Source organism: Pseudomonas sp. RIT-PI-q (assembly GCF_001297125.1).
Classification (GTDB): domain Bacteria; phylum Pseudomonadota; class Gammaproteobacteria; order Pseudomonadales; family Pseudomonadaceae; genus Aquipseudomonas.
In genome coordinates this window covers 324189-346030 of the sequence record NZ_LHPC01000021.1, presented here as the reverse complement: position 1 = coordinate 346030, position 21842 = coordinate 324189, and the positions used below count along the sequence as shown (strand labels likewise).

Genomic DNA, 21842 nt, shown 5'->3' with positions numbered 1-21842 from the left:
CATGGCTCGCCAGCGCCTACCTTGACCGTGTGCGGCCTCTTATTCCTTTCACCCACCAATCCCCTGTAGGAGCTGGCTTGCCAGCGAAGGACGTTAACGATGACGCGTTTCAACAGGGTAAACGTGGCGCATTCAAAACCTTCGCTGGCAAGCCAGCTCCTACCTTGACCGTGTGCGGCCTCTTATTCCTTTCACCCACCAATCCCCTGTAGGAGCTGGCTCGCCAGCGAAGGTCGTTAACGATGACGCGTTCCAACAGGATAAACGTGGCGTATTCGGGATCTTCGCTGGCAAGCCAGCTCCTACCTTGACCGTGTGCGGCCTCTTATTCATTTCGCCCACCAATCCCCTGTAGGAGCTGGCTTGCCAGCGAAGGACGTTAACGATGACGCGTTTCAACAGGGTAAACGTGGCGTATTCGGAATCTTCGCTGGCAAGCCAGCTCCTACCTTGAGCGTGTGCGGCCTCTTATTCCTTTCACCCACCAATCCCCTGTAGGAGCTGGCTTGCCAGCGAAGGTCGTTAACGATGACGCGTTTCAACAGGTAAACGTGGCGCATTCAAAACCTTCGCTGGCAAGCCAGCTCCTACCTTGAGCGTGTGCGGCCTCTTATTCCTTTCGCCCACCAATCCCCTGTAGGAGCTGGCTTGCCAGCGAAGGACGTTAACGATGACGCGTTTCAACAGGGTAAACGTGGCGTATTCGGAATCTTCGCTGGCAAGCCAGCTCCTACCTTGACCGTGTGCGGCCTCTTATTCATTTCGCCCACCAATCCCCTGTAGGAGCTGGCTTGCCAGCGAAGGACGTTAACGATGACGCGTTCCAACAGGATAAACGTGGCGTATTCGGGATCTTCGCTGGCAAGCCAGCTCCTACCTTGACCGTGTGCGGCCTCTTATTCATTTCGCCCACCAATCCCCTGTAGGAGCTGGCTTGCCACGAAGGACGTTAACGATGACGCGTTTCAACAGGGTAAACGTGGCGTATTCGGAATCTTCGCTGGCAAGCCAGCTCCTACCTTGAGCGTGTGCGGCCTCTTATTCATTTCGCCCACCAATCCCCTGTAGGAGCTGGCTTGCCAGCGAAGGTCGTTAACGATGACGCGTTTCAACAGGTAAACGTGGCGCATTCAAAACCTTCGCTGGCAAGCCAGCTCCTACAGAGGTCGAGCGTTAGCTCGCCTTCAGCTTTTGATCTTGATCCCCCCGCCCCTTCGGCAGGCTGAGTGGAGGTGTTCATCTGGGGGGCAGGCGCGTAGCGCCGTTCGGCGCAGCCGAACACATCGAGAGGAGGTCGTCGCGAAGCAGACCGAAGGCGATGCGCCCCGATGAATACCGGAGCGAAGGAACGCCGAGCCTTAGCGAGGGGCCGGACGCTGGGGCAAGACTTTTTGGTTCCTTTTGTGGCGTTTGACAAAAGGGACTCGCCGTAAGGGCGAAACCGAAAGCTGCCGTTACCGCAGGAATGGATATGTACACCTGCGAGAGATTGGTCGGCTACCAGGCCGCCATCGCAGGCAAGCCAGCTCCCACATTTGGATTGTGTACACACGCGACAGATTGGTCGGCTATAAGGCCGCCTTCGCTGGCAAGCCAGCTCCTACAGGGGGGGTTGGGTCAAATCTCGCGCAATAAAAAACCCGCTGACGAATCAGCGGGTTTCTTATTACAGCGGCAAGTGGATCAGAAATCCTCCAACCGCCAAACCTCGTAAGCAGGCGTCTCGTAAGGATGATTCTGTTTCAAAGCCTCCACCACCGAGCGAATCAACTCATCCGCCACCACAAGCTCAACCTTCCATTCCTCAACCTGCTCGACCTGCCCCGCCTGACCAATAAACGGCTGACTGCCCTCCAGTGGACGAAACTGACCCAGGCCCAACACCTGCCATGCACAGTGATCATAAGCCCCGATCCGCCCACCACCGGCAGCGAACACAGCACCCTTGACCACCTCGACATGACTGGCCGGAACAAAAAAACTGAGCTTATACACGGCCCTTAGTTCACCCAGACGCGAGCATTACGGAACATACGCATCCAAGGTGCGTCTTCGTTCCAGTCTTCCGAACGCCACGAGTTCTGTACCGCGCGGAACCCCCGCTCCGGGGGCGGCATCATGATCGCCCCGCGACCGTCGCGGCTGGTCAAACCGGTGATCCCGCGCGGCGAGCCGTTCGGGTTGGCCGGGTAGCTTTCGGTGACCTTGCCATGGTTGTCGACGAAACGCATCGCCACACAACCCGACAGATCCGCTTCCAGCAACGCTTCTTCACTGGCGAACTCGGCATGACCTTCACCATGAGCAATGGCGATCGGCATGCGCGAACCAGCCATGCCTTGCAGGAAGATCGAGTTCGACTCCTGAACCTGAACCATCGCCACACGGGCTTCGAACTGCTCGGAACGGTTACGCACGAAGTGCGGCCAGAACTCGCTGCCCGGGATCAGTTCGTGCAGGTTGGACATCATCTGGCAACCGTTGCACACACCGAGGGTGAAGCTGTCGTTACGTTCGAAGAAGCCCTGGAACGCATCGCGAGCGCGGCTGTTAAACAGCGCGGACTTGGCCCAGCCTTCGCCGGCACCCAGCACGTCGCCGTAGGAGAAACCGCCGCACGCCACCAGACCTTTGAACTCGTTCAGGTCGACACGGCCGGCCAGAATGTCGCTCATGTGCACGTCGATCGCGTTGAAACCGGCGCGGTCGAACGCGGCCGCCATTTCCACCTGACCGTTGACGCCCTGCTCACGCAGCACGGCAACCTGTGGGCGGATGCCTTTCTTGATGTAAGGCGCGGCGACGTCCTGGTTGACGTCGTAGCTCAGCTTGACGCTCAGGCCCGGGTTGTCTTCTTCCAGCAGCACGTCGAACTCTTGCTCGGCGCAGTCGGCGTTATCACGCAGACGCTGGATCTGGTAGCTGGTTTCAGCCCAGGTACGTTGCAGCAGACGACGCTGACCTTCGAACACGGTTTCGCCGTTGAAGGTGATGTTGATCTGGCCGTTGTTCATCGGCTGACCGATCACCGACACGCACTCGCCCAAACCGGCAGCGCTGAACTGCGCGAGGATGTCCGGGGTCGCGTCCTGGCGAACCTGGATCACCGCGCCCAGTTCTTCGTTGAACAGGATCGCGGCGATGTCGGCGGAGGTTTCTGCCAGGCCGTCGAGGTTCAGGCTCAGGCCGCAATGACCGGCGAAGGCCATTTCGACAACGCTGGTCAGCAGACCACCGTCGGAACGGTCGTGGTAAGCCAGCAAGTGACCGTCGGCGTTGAGGCCCTGGATCACCGCGAAGAAGGCTTTCAGGTCTTCGGCATCATCGACGTCCGGTGCTTGCGAGCCAAGCTTGCCGTGAACCTGGGCCAGGATCGAGGCGCCCATGCGGTTCTGGCCACGGCCCAGGTCGATCAGGATCAGGTCGGTGGTGCCTTTGTCCATGCGCAGTTCCGGCGTCAGGGTCTGACGGATGTCAGCCACAGGCGCGAAACCGGTCACGATCAGCGACATCGGCGAGGTGACAGTCTTGTCTTCGCCATTGTCGTTCCAGCGCGTGGCCATGGACATCGAGTCCTTGCCCACTGGAATGGTGATGCCCAGGTCCGGGCACAATTCCATGCCGACCGCTTTCACGGTGTCGTACAGACGCGCGTCTTCACCCGGGTGACCGGCCGCCGACATCCAGTTCGCCGACAGTTTGATGTCGGAGATCTTGTTGATGCGCGAAGCGGCGATGTTGGTCAGGGTTTCGCCGATGGCCATGCGGCCCGACGCCGGAGCGTCCAGCAGTGCCAGCGGAGTACGCTCGCCCATGGCCATGGCTTCACCGGTGTAGACGTCGAAGCTGGTGGCGGTGACGGCAACGTCGGCCACCGGAACTTGCCACGGGCCGACCATTTGGTCACGGGCCACGAGGCCGGTGATGGTGCGGTCGCCGATGGTGATCAGGAAGCTTTTGCTCGCAACGGCCGGGTGATGCAGGACGCGTTCAACGCAGTCGGCAATGTCCAGCGTCGACGGATCGAAATCGTCGCCCAGTTCGTTTTCACGAACGGCCGAACGGTGCATGCGCGGGGCTTTGCCCAGCAGCACTTCGAGTGGCATGTCCACCGGGCTGTTGCCGAAGTGGCTGTCGGTGACCGTCAGTTGCGGCTCGGCAGTGGCTTCGCCGACCACGGCAAACGGGCAACGCTCACGTTCGCAGATCGCCTGGAAGCGTTCGAAGTCCGCCGGGCCGACCGCCAGAACGTAGCGTTCCTGGGATTCGTTACTCCAGATTTCGTGCGGGGCCATGCCCGGCTCGTCGTTTGGAATGTTGCGCAGTTCGAAGCGACCGCCACGGTTGCCATCGTTGACCAGTTCCGGGAAGGCGTTGGACAGACCGCCCGCGCCGACGTCGTGGATGAAGCTGATCGGGTTTTTGTCACCCAGTTGCCAGCAACGGTCGATGACTTCCTGGCAGCGGCGTTCCATCTCAGGGTTTTCGCGCTGTACCGAGGCGAAGTCCAGGTCAGCCGAGCTGGTGCCGGTGGCCATGGAGGAAGCGGCGCCGCCACCCAGGCCGATAAGCATCGCCGGGCCGCCGAGCACGATCAGCTTGGAGCCGACGGTGATCTCGCCTTTCTGTACGTGTTCTGCACGGATGTTACCCATGCCACCGGCCAGCATGATCGGCTTGTGGTAACCACGAACTTCGTCGCCACGCGGGGTGGTGATCGACTGTTCGAAGGTACGGAAGTAACCGGTCAGGGCTGGACGACCGAATTCGTTGTTGAACGCGGCGCCACCCAGCGGGCCTTCAATCATGATGTCCAGCGCGGTAACGATGCGCTCCGGTTTGCCGTACGGCACTTCCCACGGCTGTTCAAAGCCCGGGATTTGCAGGTTGGATACGGTGAAACCGGTCAGGCCAGCCTTGGGCTTGGCACCACGACCGGTCGCGCCTTCGTCGCGGATCTCGCCACCGGAACCGGTGGATGCGCCCGGGAACGGGGCAATCGCGGTCGGGTGGTTGTGCGTTTCGACTTTCATCAAAATGTGCACCGGTTCCTGCACCGCGCCGTACTGGCGGGTTTCAGGGTCCGGGAAGAAACGGCCGGCGACGTTACCGACGATCACCGAAGCGTTGTCCTTATAAGCCGACAGAACGCCTTCGCTGTGCATCTGGTAGGTGTTCTTGATCATGCCGAACAGGCTTTTTTCCTGGCTCTGACCGTCGATATCCCAACTGGCGTTGAAGATCTTGTGACGGCAGTGCTCGGAGTTCGCCTGGGCGAACATCATCAGTTCGATGTCGTGCGGGTTGCGCTTCAAGCCAACGAAGGCGGCGACCAGGTAGTCGATCTCGTCTTCGGCCAGGGCCAGGCCCAGCTCGGTGTTGGCTTTTTCCAGCGCGGCGCGGCCGCCACCCAGCACGTCGATCGCGGTCAGCGGTTTCGGCTCGGCGTGGCTGAACAGGCCGGCGGCTTGTTCAAGGTTGGCAAGGACGATCTGGGTCATGCGGTCGTGCAAGGCACCTTCGATCAGCTGCGCTTCGGCGTCGCTGAATTGGCCGGCCACGTAGAACGCGATGCCGCGCTCCAGGCGCTGGATCTTGCCCAGGCCGCAGTTGCGGGCAATGTCGCTCGCTTTACTGGACCACGGCGAGATGGTGCCAAAACGCGGCAACACGAGGAACAGACGACCGGTCGGTTCTTGCACCGGGACACTTGGGCCGTACTTCAGAAGGCGCGCGAGCACCTGCTGTTCGTCGCCGGTCAGGACGCCGGTGACTTCGGCGAAGTGAGCGAATTCAGCATACAAGCCGCTGACAGCCGGGACCTTCTGGCTCAGTTGCTCAAGGAGTTTGCTGTGGCGAAAGGCAGAAAGGGCAGGAGCGCCGCGCAGGATCAACATCTTCGGGACAGCCTCGGGAAGGGGTGTGCTTTGAGGCCGTGCATTCTAGCCTAAACAGCCCGCGACATCACCCGAAACGGTACGGGCGGCTGCACCCGGACGTCGGGCCGGGTATTTGCGCCTTAAACAGATAACCGTCGAGGGTTATTTTTACTGTCACAAAATGCGGTGAAAGCCTATTCCTGCGGGCTCTGGCCGGGTTTTTCGCTCTCTAGCAGAACCGCCCTTCGCTGTCGAGATATGGCGCTCGTGGTCCTTTGCGTATACTGCGCAGATGTTTTCCCCAACGGCTTTGCGTCCGCGGTACGCCAAATGGCTGATCGCAACCGGACTCTTCCTGATGCTCAGTGGCTGTGTTGATAAACCCAACACGCTGGAGCGCGTAAAGGAGGATGGCGTGCTGCGGGTGGTTACCCGTAACAGCCCCGCCACCTACTTTCAGGATCGCAACGGTGAAACCGGCTTCGAATACGAGCTGGTGAAGCGTTTCGCCGACGATCTGGGGGTCGAACTCAAAATCGAAACCGCCGACAACCTCGACGACCTGTTCAATCAGGTGGGCAAGCCCAACGGGCCGGTGATCGCTGCTGCCGGTCTGGTCAGCAGCGAGGAACGCAAAAAGCAGGTGCGGTTTTCCCATTCGTACCTGGAAGTCACTCCACAGATCATCTACCGCAACGGCCAATCGCGGCCGACCGATGCGGGCGATCTGGTCGGCAAGAAGATCATGGTGCTCAAGGGCAGCACCCACGCCGAGCAGTTGGCGGCGCTGAAAAAGAAATTTCCCGGCATTGAATACGAAGAGTCCGACGCAGTTGAAGTCGTCGACTTGCTGCGGATGGTGGATGAGGGCCAGATTGACCTGACGCTGGTCGATTCCAATGAAGTGGCGATGAACCAGGTGTACTTCACCAACATTCGCGTCGCCTTCGACCTCGGTGACGCCAGCAACCAGAGCTGGGCCGTGGCCGCAGGCGATGACAACAGCCTGCTCAATGAAATCAACAGTTACCTCGACAAGGTCAAGAAAAACGGCACCCTGCAACGTCTGAAGGACCGCTATTACGGCCACGTCGATGTACTCGGCTACATGGGCGCCACCACTTTCGCCCAGCACTTGCAGCAACGGCTGCCCAAGTACGAACAGCACTTCAAGGCGTACGCCAAGAAAGAGCAAGTCGACTGGCGCCTGCTGGCGGCGATCGGTTATCAGGAATCCCTGTGGCAAGCAGCCGTCACGTCGAAGACCGGCGTGCGCGGGCTGATGATGCTGACCCAGAACACCGCCCAGGCCATGGGCGTGTCCAATCGACTCGACCCGAAACAAAGCATCATGGGCGGCGCCAAGTACCTGGCCTACATGAAGGATCAGTTGGACGAGTCGATTCAGGAGCCGGATCGCACCTGGTTTGCACTGGCGGCCTACAACGTCGGCAGCGGTCACCTGGATGACGCGCGCAAACTGGCGGCGAAGGAAGGGCTGAACCCGGACAAGTGGCTGGACGTGAAGAAAATCCTGCCGCGCCTGTCGCAGAAGCAGTGGTACAGCAAAACCCGCTATGGCTACGCCCGGGGCGGTGAGCCGGTGCATTTTGTGGCGAACATCCGTCGCTACTACGACATCCTGACCTGGGTCACGCAGCCGCAGCTGGAAGGCGATCAGGTGGCCGAGGGCAACCTGCACGTGCCGGGGGTCGACAAGACCAAGCCGAACCAGGAAACCCCACCGCTTTAGATTTTTGGTGATTCGAGGACGCTTTCGCGGGCAAGCCTCGCTCCTACAGATCTGCGTCGAACACAACGTTGAGGCTCAACACGGACCTGTAGGAGCGAGGCTTGCCCGCGAAGGCAGCGCCGCCGATCTAGCCTTTCAAAGCAGCAGCCAGAATCAGTGCCTTCATCTCCGACACCGCCGACTTGAACCCGACAAACAACGCATGGGCCACCAGCGCATGGCCGATGTTCAATTCGTTGATGCCCTTGATCGCCGCCACGGCTTCAACGTTGTGATAGTGCAGACCGTGGCCGGCATTGACGATCAAGCCCTGTGCCAGACCAAACGCCACGCCATCGGCGACGCGCTTGAGTTCTTCCGCCACTTCAGTCGGCGTCTCGGCGTCTGCGTAACGGCCGGCGTGCCACTCGATCGCCGGCGCACCGACACGCTTGGACGCCGCAATCTGCCGCTCGTCCGCATCGATGAACAGCGATACTTCACAGCCGATTTTCGCCAAGCGATCAACCGCTGCCTTGAGCCGCGCTCCCTGCCCCGCCACGTCCAGGCCGCCTTCGGTGGTCAGCTCCTGGCGGGTTTCCGGCCCCAGGCAAATGTGCGCCGGCCGGAGGCGTCCGGCGAACGCCATCATCTCTTCGGTGACGCCCATTCCAAAATTCATGCGGGTCTGCAGCACACCCTGGGGCAGCAGCCCGTCGCGCTCCTGAATGTGCCGGCGGTCTTCGCGCAGGTGCACGGTGATGCCGTCAGCGCCCGCCTCTTCCGCGTCCAGTGCTGCCTTGACCGGATCGGGATAGCGAGTGCCCCGGGCCTGACGCAGGGTGGCAACGTGGTCGATGTTCACGCCAAGAAGAATGCGATTGCTGGTGGTCACGGAAGCACTCCTGAATTTAAAGATTCGGCGCACAGCATACGGGGAGACTACGGCTTTCGGAACAACTCGCGACTGACTAAAGGACGACCGCCCAGATGAACGGCCAGCGCCTGGCGCATCAGACGCTTGGCGGCGGACAGCGCGCCGGGCGCGGTCCAGTCGGCTTCGGCCATGGCCAGCAGTTCGGTGCCGTTGAACAGACCGGGTTGCAGCAGGTAAACCCGCTCCAACCCCGCATCCACCTGCAAACGGTAAAGCCCGTCTGACGCAATGGGCTCGCCGTGGATGTCGGTGGTCAGGGCAAAGCCATAACCCAAATCATCCAGCAACCGCCATTCGAAGGAGCGCAGCAACGGCTCCAGCGGACGGCCTTCGGCCAGAGCCAGCAATGTCGCGGCGTAGTGATCGAAGACCCCAGGATGCGGATCTTCGGCGGGCAGCAGGCGAATCAGCAGTTCATTGAGGTAGAGACCGCTGAACAGCGCCTCACCATTGAGCCAGGTAGAAATGCCGGCACTTTCCATGCGGCCGACATTCTTCAACTCACCACGACCGCGAAACTCGACTTCCAGCGGCACGAACGGCCGCGCCAGTGTCCCGGCCTTGCCCCGCGCACTGCGCAACACCGCCCGCAGCCGACCTTGCGGCGTGAGGAAATCCACCAGCGCACTGCTTTCGCGGTAGGCGCGGCTGTGGAGCACGTAGGCGAGTTGGCCGGGAGGCGGAGCTGAGGACATGGAAGTCTCGCTGAAGGAATGCCGTCTTGAAATCAACACAAACCAAATGTGGGAGCGGGCTTGCCCGCGATGGCGGATTCACATTCGACATCTCTGCTGAATGTTACATCCTCATCGCGGGCAAGCCCGCTCCCACAGGGTTCTACGGTGTAGCGCAGATCGGGGTTACAAGTCGCCGTAACCCAGCGAACGCAAGGCGCGCTCGTCGTCGGACCAGCCGCCTTTCACTTTCACCCAGAGGTTGAGCATGATCTTGGAGTCGAACAGCAGCTCCATGTCCTTGCGCGCCTCGGTGCCGATGCGTTTGATCCGCTCGCCCTTGTCGCCAATGATGATTTTCTTCTGACCGTCACGTTCGACGAGGATCAACGCGTGGATGTGCAGGGTTTTCCCCTGCTGCTTGAACTCTTCGATTTCCACGGTGATCTGGTACGGCAGCTCGGCGCCCATCTGGCGCATGATTTTTTCGCGCACCAGTTCAGCGGCGAGGAAGCGGCTGCTGCGGTCGGTGATCTGGTCTTCCGGGAAGAAGTGATCGTTTTCCGGCAGGTAACCGGCAATCACCCGCTCCAGCGCTTCGAGGTTGTGCCCGTGCTGGGCCGAGATCGGCATGATCTGCGCGTTCGGCAGCTGTTCCTGCAACCAGCTCAGGTGCGGCATCAGCTCGGCTTTGTCTTCGATGCGGTCGGTCTTGTTCAGCGCCACGATCAGCGGGCCGGTCACGTACTGGACGCGTTCGAGGACCATCTGGTCTTCGTCGGTCCACTTGGTGCGGTCCACCACGAAGATCACCACGTCGACGTCTTTCAACGCTGCCGAAGCGGTCTTGTTCATGTAGCGGTTCAGGGCCTTTTCGCCGCCCTTGTGCATGCCCGGGGTATCGACGTAGATCGCCTGAACGGCGCCTTCGGTCTTGATGCCCAGCATGTTGTGGCGAGTGGTCTGAGGCTTGCGCGAGGTGATCGCCAGCTTCTGACCGAGGATGTGGTTCAGCAGCGTGGACTTGCCCACGTTCGGACGGCCAACGATGGCGACATAGCCACAGCGAGTTGCAGTTGAATCAGTCATGGCCATTCTCCACGCCCAGGGCAATCAGTGCTGCGGCGGCCGCTACCTGTTCGGCAATACGACGGCTCACACCCTGACCTCGGCTTTTTTCATTCAGTAAGGTGATTTCACATTCGACGAAGAACGTCCGGCAATGCGGCTCACCCTGGATATCCACCACTTCGTAACGTGGCAGCTCACAGCCCCGCGACTGCAGAAACTCTTGCAGGCGGGTTTTCGGATCTTTGTTGGTGTCGACCAGCGTCAGGCCTTCGAACTCACCGGCCAGCCAGGCCAGCACGCGCTCGCGCGCCATGTCCATGCCGGCGTCCAGGTAGATCGCACCAATCAGCGCTTCGAGGGCATCGGCCAGAATCGACTCGCGACGGAAACCGCCGCTTTTCAACTCACCGGAACCCAGGCGCAAGTAATCGCCCAGATCGAAACCGCGGGCCAGCACGGCCAGGGTCTCACCTTTCACCAGGCGGGCGCGCAAACGCGACAGCTGGCCTTCGCGTGCCAGCGGGAAGCGATCGAACAGCGCCTCGCCGGCGACGAAGTTAAGGATGGCATCACCGAGGAATTCCAGGCGTTCGTTGTTACGCCCGGCAAAGCTGCGGTGAGTCAGGGCCAGGACCATCAGTTCCTGATCCTTGAAGGTGTAGCCGAGCTGACGCTCGAGACGGCTTAAGGAGACGCTCACGGTTTACCCACGCTGAGTTCGTGGTTGGATTCCACCGCCATCGCCGTGATGCGGCGCAGGCTTGGGACACTTAACGCTGTGTTCAAAAATTACGTCCTGAATATCATTGTTTTCATGCTTCCGGTGCCGATTGTGCCGACTCCAGAAATGCATTCGGCGCTGTGTTCAACAGCGCCGTGTGTGATTACTTGATCAGGCCAACCCGCGAGAAATTCGGCAGGTGACTGAGTTTAGGTTCCGGCCAGCTCATCCAGACTGCGAAGGCCTTGCCGACGATATTCTTGTCGGGAACCATGCCCAGCAGATCCTTGGGAATGCTCGGATCATCCCAGTAGCGACTGTCGTTCGAGTTGTCGCGGTTGTCGCCCATCATGAAGTAGTGCCCGGCAGGCACGGTCCAGGTATGGTCCGGCGACGCCCGATAACGGCTCATTTCCTTGCGGATCAGGTGCTCGGCGACGCCGAGTTTTTCCTTGTAGAGCTCGGCGCTGCCCAATGTGCCCGGCTCGGAGCCGACCAATTGTTCGGCGATCGACGCGCCATTGACGAACAGACGCTTGTCAGCGGTGTAACGAATCTGGTCACCCGGCAGGCCGACCACACGTTTAATGTAGTTGACGTTCGGATCGCTCGGGTAGCGGAACACCATCACATCACCGCGCTGCGGATCACCGACTTCGATGACTTTCTTGTCGATCACCGGCAGGCGGATCCCGTAAGAAAATTTATTCACCAAAATGAAGTCGCCAACGTCCAGGGTCGGTTTCATCGAGCCGGACGGAATCTGGAACGGTTCCACCAGGAACGAACGCAGGACCAGCACGATGAACAACACCGGGAAGAACGACTTGCCGTATTCGACCAGCAGCGGCTCTTTGTTCAGTTTCTCGACCACCAACCCGTCAGGCTGGCTGACGCTGCCCTGATAGGAGGCAATGGCGGCACGCCGACGCGGCGCCAGGAAAACCAGATCGAGCAACGCCAACAGGCCGCAGACGAACACGGCGATGACCAGCAACAGCGGGAAATTTAGTGACATAGGACCTAACTATCCAACCTGAGCACTGCAAGGAAGGCTTCCTGTGGAATTTCCACGTTGCCGACTTGCTTCATGCGTTTCTTACCGGCCTTTTGCTTTTCAAGCAGTTTTTTCTTACGGCTAACGTCACCGCCGTAGCATTTGGCCAATACGTTCTTTCTGAGTGCCTTGACGGAGGTCCGCGCAATGATCTGCCCGCCAATGGCGGCCTGGATCGCGACATCGAACATCTGGCGCGGAATCAGTTCTTTCATTTTCTCGGTCAACTGGCGACCTTTGTAGTGCGCGTTATCCTTGTGCACGATCAGCGCCAGGGCGTCGACCTTGTCACCGTTGATCAGCACATCCAGTTTCACCAGATTAGCCGATTGATAACGATCGAAATGGTAATCCAGCGAAGCATAGCCGCGGCTGGTGGATTTCAGACGGTCGAAGAAGTCCAGGACCACTTCGTTCATCGGCAAATCGTAGGTCACCTGGACCTGAGTACCGAGGAACAGCATGTCGTGTTGCACGCCACGCTTCTCGATGCACAGGGTAATGACGTTGCCCAGGTGCTCTTGCGGCACAAGAATATTGGCCCGCACGATCGGTTCACGCATGTCTTCGATCGAGGACAGGTCCGGCAGCTTCGACGGGTTATCGACGTAAATCGTTTCACCGGTTTTCAGCAACAGCTCGAAAATTACCGTCGGCGCCGTGGTGATCAGGTCCAGGTCGTACTCGCGCTCCAGGCGCTCCTGGATGATTTCCATGTGCAGCATGCCGAGGAACCCGCAACGGAAGCCGAAGCCCAGGGCGTCGGAACTTTCCGGGGTGTACTGCAGGGACGAATCGTTGAGCGTGAGCTTTTGCAGGGCTTCACGGAAATCTTCGAAGTCGTCGGAGCTGACCGGGAACAGGCCGGCGTAAACCTGTGGCTGGATGCGTTTGAAGCCTGGCAGCACGTCAACGTCGGGGGTGGAGCTCAAGGTCAGGGTGTCACCGACCGGCGCACCGTGGATGTCCTTGATACCGGCGATGATGAAGCCTACTTCGCCGGCCTTCAGATCAACGGTAGCAGTGTGTTTCGGGTTGAAGACACCGACGCTGTCCACCAGGTGGATCTTGCCGGTGGACTTGACCAGGATCTTGTCGCCCTTCTTCACACGACCGTGACGTACACGTACCAGGGAGACAACGCCCAGGTAGTTGTCGAACCAGGAGTCGATGATCAACGCTTGCAGCGGATCTTCGTAGTTGCCGGTCGGCGCAGGAATGGTCTTGACCAGACGCTCGAGCACCTCGTCGACGCCCAGGCCAGTCTTGGCGCTGCACTCGACCGCATCGGTGGCATCGATGCCGATGATTTTCTCGATTTCTTCTTTGACGCGGTCCGGATCGGCCTGTGGCAGGTCGATCTTGTTCAGGACCGGCATGACTTCCAGGCCCTGCTCGATCGCCGTGTAGCAGTTGGCAACCGACTGCGCTTCAACGCCCTGACCGGCATCGACCACCAGCAACGCACCTTCACAGGCCGCCAGCGACCGGCTGACTTCATAGGTGAAGTCAACGTGGCCCGGGGTGTCAATGAAGTTCAGCTGGTATTTGATGCCGTCTTTGGCGGTGTAATACAGGGTGACGCTGTGGGCCTTGATGGTGATCCCGCGTTCACGTTCCAGGTCCATGGAGTCCAGCACCTGGGCTTCCATTTCGCGCTCGGCAAGGCCGCCGCACATCTGGATGAAGCGATCGGCCAGCGTCGACTTGCCATGGTCAATGTGGGCGATGATGGAGAAATTGCGGATATGACTCAAATCACTCACGGATCAACACTCAAAAAGGCTGCAGGCATAGCCCGCCGAAAAATAGCCGGGAATTGTACCTGATCCACGGCGCAAGCGTCACGTTCGCAGGTCAGACGGTGCGTACAAAAACGCCCCGGTCTTGCGACAGGGGCGTTTTTGCTCATCAGCCAGGCCAGAAAATACCCGGGATCAACCGGCGCGGCGCAACATCCAGAGCCCGGCCAAGGCACACACACTGGCCGGCAACAGCACCGCCACCAGCGGCGGGAAGCCGAACACCAGGCTCGAAGGCCCCAGCAGATCCTGGACGATACGGAAGGTGAAGCCCACCAGCACACCGGTGAATACCCGCTGACCGAGGGTGACCGAGCGCAGCGGACCGAAAATGAACGAGATCGCCATCAGTACCAAGGCCGCAGTGACCAACGGCTGCAATACCTTGACCCAAAACGCCAGCCAGTAGCGGCCATTGCTCAGCCCCTGGTCAGCCAGGTAGTGGATGTAGCCCCACAGACCGCTAATCGACAGCGAATCCGGCGACATCACCACGGTACTGAGCAATTGCGGGCTCAGCGCCACGTTCCAGCGCTCGACCGGTGCGGTGACCACTTCCGTCCTTTTTTCGTGGAACAGCGTGGTCGTGACGTCGCTTAGCTGCCAGTGATCCTTGTCGAATTCCGCGCGCTTGGCGAAGCTCGAAGACAGCATGTGGCGTTGATCGTCGAAGCGATAGCGGGTGACGCCATACAGCAAACCGTTGGGCTGCACGGAGTTGACGTGGATGAACTCGTCACCCTGACGGTGCCACAGGCCGTGCTTGGCGCTTTGCGCATCGCCGCTGCCCTGAGCCAGTGAGCGATTGGCCTGAGCCGTGACTTCTGTCGCCGGCGCGATGTACTCGCCGATGAGAACCCCCACCACCATCAGCACCAGCATCGGCTTCATGACCGCCCAGACGATTCGCCCGATCGACACACCCGCAGCCCGCATGATGGTCAGCTCGCTGTGGCTGGCCAGGCTGCCGAGGCCGATCAGGCAACCGATCAGCGCCGCCATCGGCAACATATCGTAAAGACGACGCGGCGCGGTCAGCAGGACGTAGCTCAGCACATCGACCAGGGTGTAGGTGTCGCTGACTTCGCTCATCTCGTCGATGAAGGCAAACAGCGTCGCCAGACCGAGAATGATCCCCAGTACCGCCAGGATCGCTACGAATACGCTGCTACCGATGTAGCGATCGAGCTTAACCACGGGCCACCTCCAGCGCGCTGCGGCGACTCGCTCGTTTCAACTGCAAAGGCTCCCAATAGAGCAAGCCCAGGCCAATGACCAGGAAGATCGCGTGCACCCACCACAAACCCAGCGCGGGCGGTATCTTGCCCTTTTCGAGGGCGCCGCGAGCGGCAATCAGGATGCTCAGGTAAGCCATATAAAGAAGAATCGCCGGCAGCAGCTTGAGGAAACGGCCTTGACGCGGATTGACCCGCGACAGCGGCACCGCCATCAGGGTCACGATGAACACCAGCAATGGCAGGGACAGGCGCCACTGCAATTCGGCGTTCGAGCGGATGTCGTCATTGTCCAGCAAGGAACGGGTCGTCAAGGCATCACGATCAGTGACTTCGTCGCTGACGTCCGGTTTAGGCAGTAATACGCCGTACTCGTCGTACTTGATCGCCCGGTAGTCGGCCTGACCCGGATTACCGTCGTAGCGATAGCCGTTGTCGAGAATCAGGTAGCGGTTACCGTCGGGGCGGATTTCCTGACGGCCCTTTTCAGCCACCAGCACGGAAATCCCGCGATCCTTATCGTCTGAATTGACGTTCTTTTGCGAGATGAATACACCGCCGAGGTTGATGCGATCATCCGACAGCGTCTCGGTGTAGGTCACCCGAGTGCCGTCACGCAGCGCCTGGAAGCGGCCCGGTTCAAGGGTGTCGAACTCGGTCAGCGCGTCCTGTTTGTTCAGCAGCAACTGGAACTGATTGGCCCCTTGCGGCGCCAGGCTCAGGCTCAGCCAGGCCACGACCAATGCGACCAGGGTGGCCGGAAACAGGGTCATGGCAAACAGGCGTTGCTGACTCATGCCGGTAGCCGACAGCACAGTCATTTCACTTTCCAGGTACAGCCGGCCATACGCCAGCAGAATCCCCAGGAACAGCCCCAATGGCAGGATCAGCTGCAGGAAACCCGGCAGACGGAAGCCCATGATCAAAAACAGTGAGCCCGGATCCAGCAGACCCGAAGCCGCCTGGGCGAGGTATTTGATGAAGCGACCGCTCATGATGATGACCAGCAGCACGGCGCTGACGGCGCTCAAGGTCAACAGGACTTCGCGGGACAAATAACGGAAGACAATCAAACCAGACACTCCAGGGTTGTCAGGCTAAGGCGGCCAAACAAGCAAACGTATCAGTCAGCCCGCAGGGCAGAGCCGCCGAAAAAGATGGCGCATTATCCTGTGATTGGGTGCGCCTGTCACTGCGCAATGCGTTGGCATGAGGGCTGTAGGGGCGAGCTTGTTCGCGAGGGTCGTCGACGATAAAGCGGTAAGTCAGACACCCTGCGGTGTTCTGTAGGAGCGAGCTTGCTCGCGAAGGTCGTCAACGCTAACGAGTAAATCCTGACACCCCGCGCCGCGCTCAGGTTTTTCGCTGGCAAGCCAGCTCCTACAGGCGCCGACAAACCCTGTAGGAGCGAGCTTGCTCGCGAAGGTCGTCAACGCTAACGAGTAAATCCTGACACCCCACGGCGCTCTCGGGTTTTTCGCTGGCAAGCCAGCTCCTACAGGCGCCGGCCAAACCTGTAGGAGCGAGCTTGCTCGCGAAGGTCGTCAACGCTAACGAGTAAATCCTGACACCCCACGCCGCTCTCGGGCTTTTCGCTGGCAAGCCAGCTCCTACAGGCGCCGGCCAAACCTGTAGGAGCGAGCTTGCTCGCGAAGGTCGCCAACGATAACGAGGGAATCCTGACACCCAGCGGCGCTCTCGGGTTCTTCGCTGGCGAGCCAGCTCCTACAGGTGCCGGCAAATCGTTGAAGATCGTACAACCGAGGGTTGTCAGGCGCCGGTAGCGAGGTTCAAACTGCGGCCTTTGTCGCAAGCCGTGCCTTGCGTCTTTCTATTTATAAGCAAGCTCGAAGACATTTCCTCGAGCACTTGCGTGTTGACCCAATCATTCAGGGACCCGGACATGGAACTGGTTGTAAAAAGCGTTAGCCCAGAAACGTTGAAAACCGCCACTCTGGTGGTCGCCGTCGGCGAAGGCCGCAAGCTCGGCGCCGTCGCCAAACAACTCGACGAACTGAGCGGCGGCGCGATCAGCGCTGTGCTCAAGCGCGGCGACCTGGCCGGCAAGGTCGGCCAGAGCCTGTTGCTGCACAGCCTGCCTAACCTCAAGGCCGAACGCGTGCTGCTGGTGGGCGTGGGCAAGGACGAAGAGCTGGGCGATCGCCCGTTCCGTAAAATCATTGCCGGCATTCTCAACACCCTGAAAGGCCTGGGCGGCAGCGATGCAGTGCTGGCCCTGGACGAAGTCGTGGTCAAGGGCCGCGACAGCTACGGCAAGACCCGCCTGCTGGCCGAAACCCTGGTGGACGGCGAATACACCTTCGACCAGTTCAAGAGCCAGAAAGCCGAGCCTCGCGCCCTGAAGAAAGTCACCCTGGTGACCATCAAGGCGGCGCAGGCTGAAATCGAGCGCGCCGTGGCCCACGCCACCGCGATCGCCAACGGCATGGCATTCACCCGCAACCTGGGCAACCTGCCGCCGAACATCTGCCACCCGACCTTCCTCGGCGAACAGGCAAAAGACCTGGGCAAAGAATTCAAAAGCCTGAAAGTCGAAGTCCTCGATGAGAAGAAGATCAAGGACCTGGGCATGGGCTCGTTCTACGCCGTTGGCCAGGGCAGCGCCCAGCCACCGCGCCTGATCGTCATGCAATACAACGGCGGCAAGAAATCCGAGAAGCCGTATGCACTGGTTGGTAAAGGCATCACGTTCGACACCGGCGGCATCAGCCTGAAGCCGGGCGCCGGCATGGATGAAATGAAGTACGACATGGGCGGCGCTGCCAGCGTCTTCGGTACGCTGCGTGCCGTGCTCGAACTGAAACTGCCGATCAACCTGGTGTGCATCCTCGCCTGCGCCGAGAACATGCCGAGCGGCAACGCTTCGCGCCCGGGCGACATCGTCACCACCATGAGCGGCCAGACCGTGGAAATCCTCAACACCGACGCCGAAGGCCGTCTGGTGCTGTGCGATGCCCTGACCTACTCCGAGCGCTTCAAGCCGCAAGCGGTGATCGACATCGCCACCCTGACCGGTGCTTGCGTGGTTGCATTGGGTGCCCACACCTCGGGCCTGCTGGGCAACAACGACGAACTGATCGGCCAACTGCTGAGCGCCGGCCAGTCCGCCGACGACCGCGCCTGGCAACTGCCGCTGTTCGATGAGTATCAAGAACAGCTGGACAGCCCGTTCGCCGACATCGCCAACATTGGCGGCCCGAAAGCCGGCACCATCACCGCGGCCTGCTTCCTGTCGCGCTTCACCAAGAACCTCAATTGGGCGCACCTGGACATCGCCGGCACGGCCTGGACCAGCGGCGGCAAGGACAAGGGCGCCACTGGCCGTCCGGTTCCCCTGCTGACCCAATACCTGCTGGACCGCGCCAAAGCCTGACACCGATGACCCTGGGCGGCGTTGCTTGCGGGCAGCGCCGCTCCACGGTCAAGGAACCGCAATGACCAAAGTCGACTTCTATATCCTGCCCAGCGCCGATCCTTCGGCGCGGCTGGATTTCGCCTGCAAGCTCACCGAAAAAGCCTGGCGCATGGGCCATCGCATCTACCTGCATTGCAGCGATGCCGCCCAGCGCGAGGATCTCGATGCGCGTCTGTGGGCGTTCAAGGGCGAAAGCTTCGTGCCCCATGGCCCCGCCGAAAGCGAACCAGACGGTTTGATTGTGTTGGGTCTTGGCGATGACTGCGGTCAGCATCAGGATCTGCTGGTCAACCTCGACCTGAAAGTCCCGGCTTTCGCCCAGCGTTTCGCCCGCGTGGCGGAAGTGGTGGTGGAAGACCCGACGATTCGACAGGCCGCGCGGGAGAGTTTCCGTTTCTACCGCGAACAGGGCTATCCTCTGCAAGATCACCGATTACAGCGACTCTGAGCATTCCGATGGACACTCCAAAACCGCAACAACAGTCCGCGCACCTGCTGGATGACCTTGAGTCGATCCGCCAACTGCTCGGCGATGACAACCTGCAACCACCGCTGCTGACCGACACGGTCGAGGACGGTGATCAGGAACAGATTCCGATGTTGTTCGACACGGTCGCCGCTGCACCGCAGACCGTCGAACCCACGCCGCCCGCCCCAGCCGTCCAACCGGCTCCGGTCGTCAGCAAAAGTCCAGACGACTTGCTGCACCTGGACAGCGAACTGCGCGCCGCCGCGCAATTGATCATGCAAGACGTGATCGACGACTTCGCCCCGCACATCGAAACCGAAATCAAACGCCGCCTTAGTGCGCGTCTGGAACGGTTGTTGAGCCAGTACAACGACTGACCCTCGCGTGTACGCGGACTTCTTTTTGTAGGAGCGAGGCTTGCCCGCGAAGGCGTCCTCGAGATCGCCTTCGCGGGCAAGCCTCGCTCCTACAGGAAGGCGATCTCAAGGACGCCTTCGCCGGCAAGCCTGGCTCCTACGAAGAGCGTGGCTTGCTCAGCTGCTCAGATAGCGCCCGATCAAGGCGATCCCGCTCGCCAGCACCAACCACGTCACCAACCGCATGAACGCTTCGCGGGACAGGCGCAGGGTCAACCTCCGGCCGATCCACAGCCCCAGCGCCATGGCCGGCAACAAACACAGCGCCAGCATCAACAGCGGTAGCTCGGCATAAACACCCGCGATAGCAAACAGGCTCAACCGCACCACAGTGCTGCAACTGATCAGCGCACTCTGCGTCGCCCGAGCCGCGTCCTTGGGCAAGCGACTGTTCAAATAAATCGCATACAAAAAGCCGCCACTGCCAAACAACGCCCCGAACATCCCACCCACCGTGCCCATCGGCACTGCCCAACCCGCCGATAATTGCGTCGGACGGGTTTTGACCCACAGGCTGTAAATCGCATAGGTGCTGATAAACAGCCCCATCAACAGCAGCAACAGATCGGATTTCAGGTTCAGCAGAAAAATCACCCCCAACGTGCAACCCACCGCCATGCACGGCAGCAACCGCAGCAGTTCCGGCCTCGCCACATCCCGCCGCGAGGGCAGCAGGTTGCCAAACGCCGCGACGAAATCCAGCAGCACCAGCAGCGGCACGATCTTCGACAGCGGCATGAACAGAATCAGAATCGGCCCGGCCACCAGCGCCGTGCCGAAACCGGCGATGCCAAACACGATGTAGGCCAGGGCAATACCCAACCCGATCACCAGCCAACCCACCGCCCCGAATGGCCATTGGTTTAACAACTCAAGCACGCTCATCCTCCTTGAAATCCATGATCACTGTAGGAGCTGCCGAAGGCTGCGATCTTTTGATTTTGTTTTTTAAGATCAAAAGATCGCAGCCTTCGGCAGCTCCTACAAGGGATCGTGCATTCGGTTGGAAAATGCCTTTATCATGCGCCCCATGATTAAAGATCCCTTTGCAAGACTCGGCCTGGACCGTGAAGTCCTGACTGTCAGCCAGCTCAACGGCCGCGCGCGGGTGTTGCTGGAAGACGTGTTCAGCAACATCTGGGTCGAAGGCGAAATCTCCAACCTCGCCCGCCCGGCGTCCGGCCACGTGTATTTCACCCTCAAGGACAGCGGCGCCCAGGTGCGTTGCGCACTGTTCCGGCAGAACGCGGCGCGGGTTCGTCAGGCGTTGAAGGACGGCCTGGCGGTCAAGGTGCGCGGCAAGGTTTCGCTGTTCGAGGGCCGTGGCGACTATCAACTGATCCTCGACACCGTGGAGCCGGCCGGCGACGGCGCCCTGCGTCTGGCCTTCGATGCCCTGAAAGAAAAGCTCAGCGCCGAAGGCCTGTTCAGTGCCGAACGTAAAGTGCCGCTGCCGACGCACCCGCAACGCATCGGCATCATCAGCTCGCCCACCGGCGCGGTGATCCGCGACATCATCAGCGTGTTCCGCCCCCGTGCGCCGCAGATCCAACTGACGCTGATCCCCACGGCCGTGCAGGGCCGCGAAGCCACCGCGCAGATTGTCCGCGCACTGAAACTGGCGGATGCCCGTGGCTTCGATGCGCTGATCCTGGCCCGTGGCGGCGGTTCGCTGGAAGACCTCTGGTGTTTCAACGAAGAAGCCGTGGCCCGGGCCGTGGATGCCTGCGTGACGCCGATTGTCAGCGCCGTCGGCCATGAAACCGATGTCTCGATCAGCGACTTCGTGGCCGACGTCCGCGCCCCGACGCCTTCCGCCGCCGCCGAATTGCTCGCGCCGGATTCCAGCGACCTGGTACGGCGGGTCGAAAGCCTGCATCGACGGCTGGTGATGCGCATGCGCGACCGTTTGATGCGTGATCGCCTGCGTCTGGAAGGCATCTCCCGACGTCTGCGCCATCCCGGCGAACGCCTGCGCCAGCAAGCGCAGCGCCTGGATGACCTGGACATGCGCATGCGCCGCGCGTTCGAACGCAGCCTCAACACTCGTCGCGAACGCCTGATTCGTCTGGAAACCCGCCTCGCCGGGCAACACCCCGGCCGGCAACTGGCGATGCTCCGCCAGCGCCTCGACAGCCTCGCCGAACGCCTGCCCCGCGCCATGCGTGAAGGCCTCAAGGGCCGCCGCCTGCAACTGCAAAGCCAGATGCAGACGCTGCATGTGGTCAGCCCCTTGGCGACGCTCGGCCGTGGCTACAGCATTCTGCTGGACGAGCGCGGCAACGCGATCCGCAACGCCGCGCAGACCCACACCGGTCAACGCCTGAAAGCCAGACTTGGTGAAGGCGAACTGCAAGTGCGGGTCGAAGACAATCACCTGACGCCCGTCACCCTTTCTTTACTGGATTGATCC

Annotated in this window: 16 protein-coding genes; 5 read left to right on the top strand and 11 right to left on the bottom strand. The window is 60.6% G+C overall.

All coding sequences use genetic code 11. The features are described from left to right. Positions 1–1683 precede the first annotated feature (1683 nt). Positions 1684–1995, bottom strand: a complete 312-nt coding sequence (cutA, locus tag AEQ67_RS08410; RefSeq protein ID WP_059403411.1) for a Nif3-like dinuclear metal center hexameric protein — start codon at positions 1993–1995, stop codon at positions 1684–1686. Between the two features lie 5 nt (positions 1996–2000). Further along, positions 2001–5897, bottom strand: coding sequence for a phosphoribosylformylglycinamidine synthase (gene purL, locus AEQ67_RS08405; protein ID WP_059403410.1), 3897 nt, complete (start codon positions 5895–5897; stop codon positions 2001–2003). 274 nt (positions 5898–6171) lie between these two features. Here purL and mltF point away from each other — a divergent pair, with 274 nt between their 5' ends. Beyond that, a complete protein-coding gene (gene mltF / locus AEQ67_RS08400; RefSeq protein ID WP_059403409.1) occupies positions 6172–7632 on the top strand; it encodes a membrane-bound lytic murein transglycosylase MltF in 1461 nt (486 codons plus the stop codon). Between the two features lie 127 nt (positions 7633–7759). Here mltF and pdxJ read toward each other — a convergent pair whose 3' ends face one another. The 8 genes from pdxJ to lptF all read right to left on the bottom strand — a co-directional run bounded on the left by pdxJ (position 7760) and on the right by lptF (position 16181). Continuing rightward, complete coding sequence (gene pdxJ, locus AEQ67_RS08395) at positions 7760–8506, bottom strand: pyridoxine 5'-phosphate synthase (RefSeq protein WP_059403408.1); 747 nt, start codon at positions 8504–8506, stop codon at positions 7760–7762. Positions 8507–8553: 47 nt separating this feature from the next. Next, complete coding sequence (gene recO, locus AEQ67_RS08390) at positions 8554–9243, bottom strand: DNA repair protein RecO (protein ID WP_059403407.1); 690 nt, start codon at positions 9241–9243, stop codon at positions 8554–8556. 165 nt (positions 9244–9408) lie between these two features. After that, the gene (gene era / locus AEQ67_RS08385; RefSeq protein WP_059403406.1) at positions 9409–10311 is read right to left on the bottom strand and encodes a GTPase Era; all 903 of its coding nucleotides are present in this window, start codon (positions 10309–10311) and stop codon (positions 9409–9411) included. Continuing rightward, entirely contained in the window at positions 10304–10993 is a 690-nt protein-coding gene (gene rnc, locus AEQ67_RS08380; protein WP_059403405.1) for a ribonuclease III, read from the bottom strand. Before rnc ends, era begins: the two co-directional genes overlap by 8 nt. 184 nt (positions 10994–11177) lie before the next feature. After that, complete coding sequence (gene lepB, locus AEQ67_RS08375) at positions 11178–12032, bottom strand: signal peptidase I (RefSeq protein WP_059403404.1); 855 nt, start codon at positions 12030–12032, stop codon at positions 11178–11180. A gap of 5 nt (positions 12033–12037) precedes the next feature. Next, positions 12038–13837, bottom strand: a complete 1800-nt coding sequence (lepA, locus tag AEQ67_RS08370) for a translation elongation factor 4 (protein WP_059403403.1) — start codon at positions 13835–13837, stop codon at positions 12038–12040. Between the two features lie 171 nt (positions 13838–14008). Further along, the gene (gene lptG, locus AEQ67_RS08365; protein WP_059403402.1) at positions 14009–15070 is read right to left on the bottom strand and encodes an LPS export ABC transporter permease LptG; all 1062 of its coding nucleotides are present in this window, start codon (positions 15068–15070) and stop codon (positions 14009–14011) included. Then, positions 15063–16181: an LPS export ABC transporter permease LptF gene (gene lptF / locus AEQ67_RS08360; RefSeq protein ID WP_059403401.1), complete on the bottom strand. Its 1119-nt coding sequence runs from the start codon at positions 16179–16181 to the stop codon at positions 15063–15065. Before lptF ends, lptG begins: the two co-directional genes overlap by 8 nt. An 830-nt stretch (positions 16182–17011) precedes the next feature. Between lptF and AEQ67_RS08355 the strand changes: the two genes are divergently transcribed. From AEQ67_RS08355 to AEQ67_RS08345, 3 genes are all read left to right on the top strand, one after another. Continuing rightward, positions 17012–18502, top strand: a complete 1491-nt coding sequence (locus tag AEQ67_RS08355; protein ID WP_059403400.1) for a leucyl aminopeptidase — start codon at positions 17012–17014, stop codon at positions 18500–18502. A gap of 61 nt (positions 18503–18563) precedes the next feature. Then, on the top strand, positions 18564–18992 hold the full coding sequence (locus tag AEQ67_RS08350) for a DNA polymerase III subunit chi (protein WP_059403399.1): 429 nt from the start codon (positions 18564–18566) through the stop codon (positions 18990–18992). An 8-nt stretch (positions 18993–19000) separates the two neighbouring features. Next, positions 19001–19390: a hypothetical protein gene (locus AEQ67_RS08345; protein WP_059403398.1), complete on the top strand. Its 390-nt coding sequence runs from the start codon at positions 19001–19003 to the stop codon at positions 19388–19390. A gap of 156 nt (positions 19391–19546) precedes the next feature. On the opposite strand, the gene AEQ67_RS08340 is transcribed toward AEQ67_RS08345, so the two are convergent. Further along, a complete protein-coding gene (locus AEQ67_RS08340) occupies positions 19547–20314 on the bottom strand; it encodes a sulfite exporter TauE/SafE family protein (protein WP_059403397.1) in 768 nt (255 codons plus the stop codon). 145 nt (positions 20315–20459) lie between these two features. Between AEQ67_RS08340 and xseA the strand changes: the two genes are divergently transcribed. Beyond that, complete coding sequence (gene xseA, locus AEQ67_RS08335) at positions 20460–21839, top strand: exodeoxyribonuclease VII large subunit (RefSeq protein WP_059403421.1); 1380 nt, start codon at positions 20460–20462, stop codon at positions 21837–21839. Positions 21840–21842 lie beyond the last annotated feature (3 nt).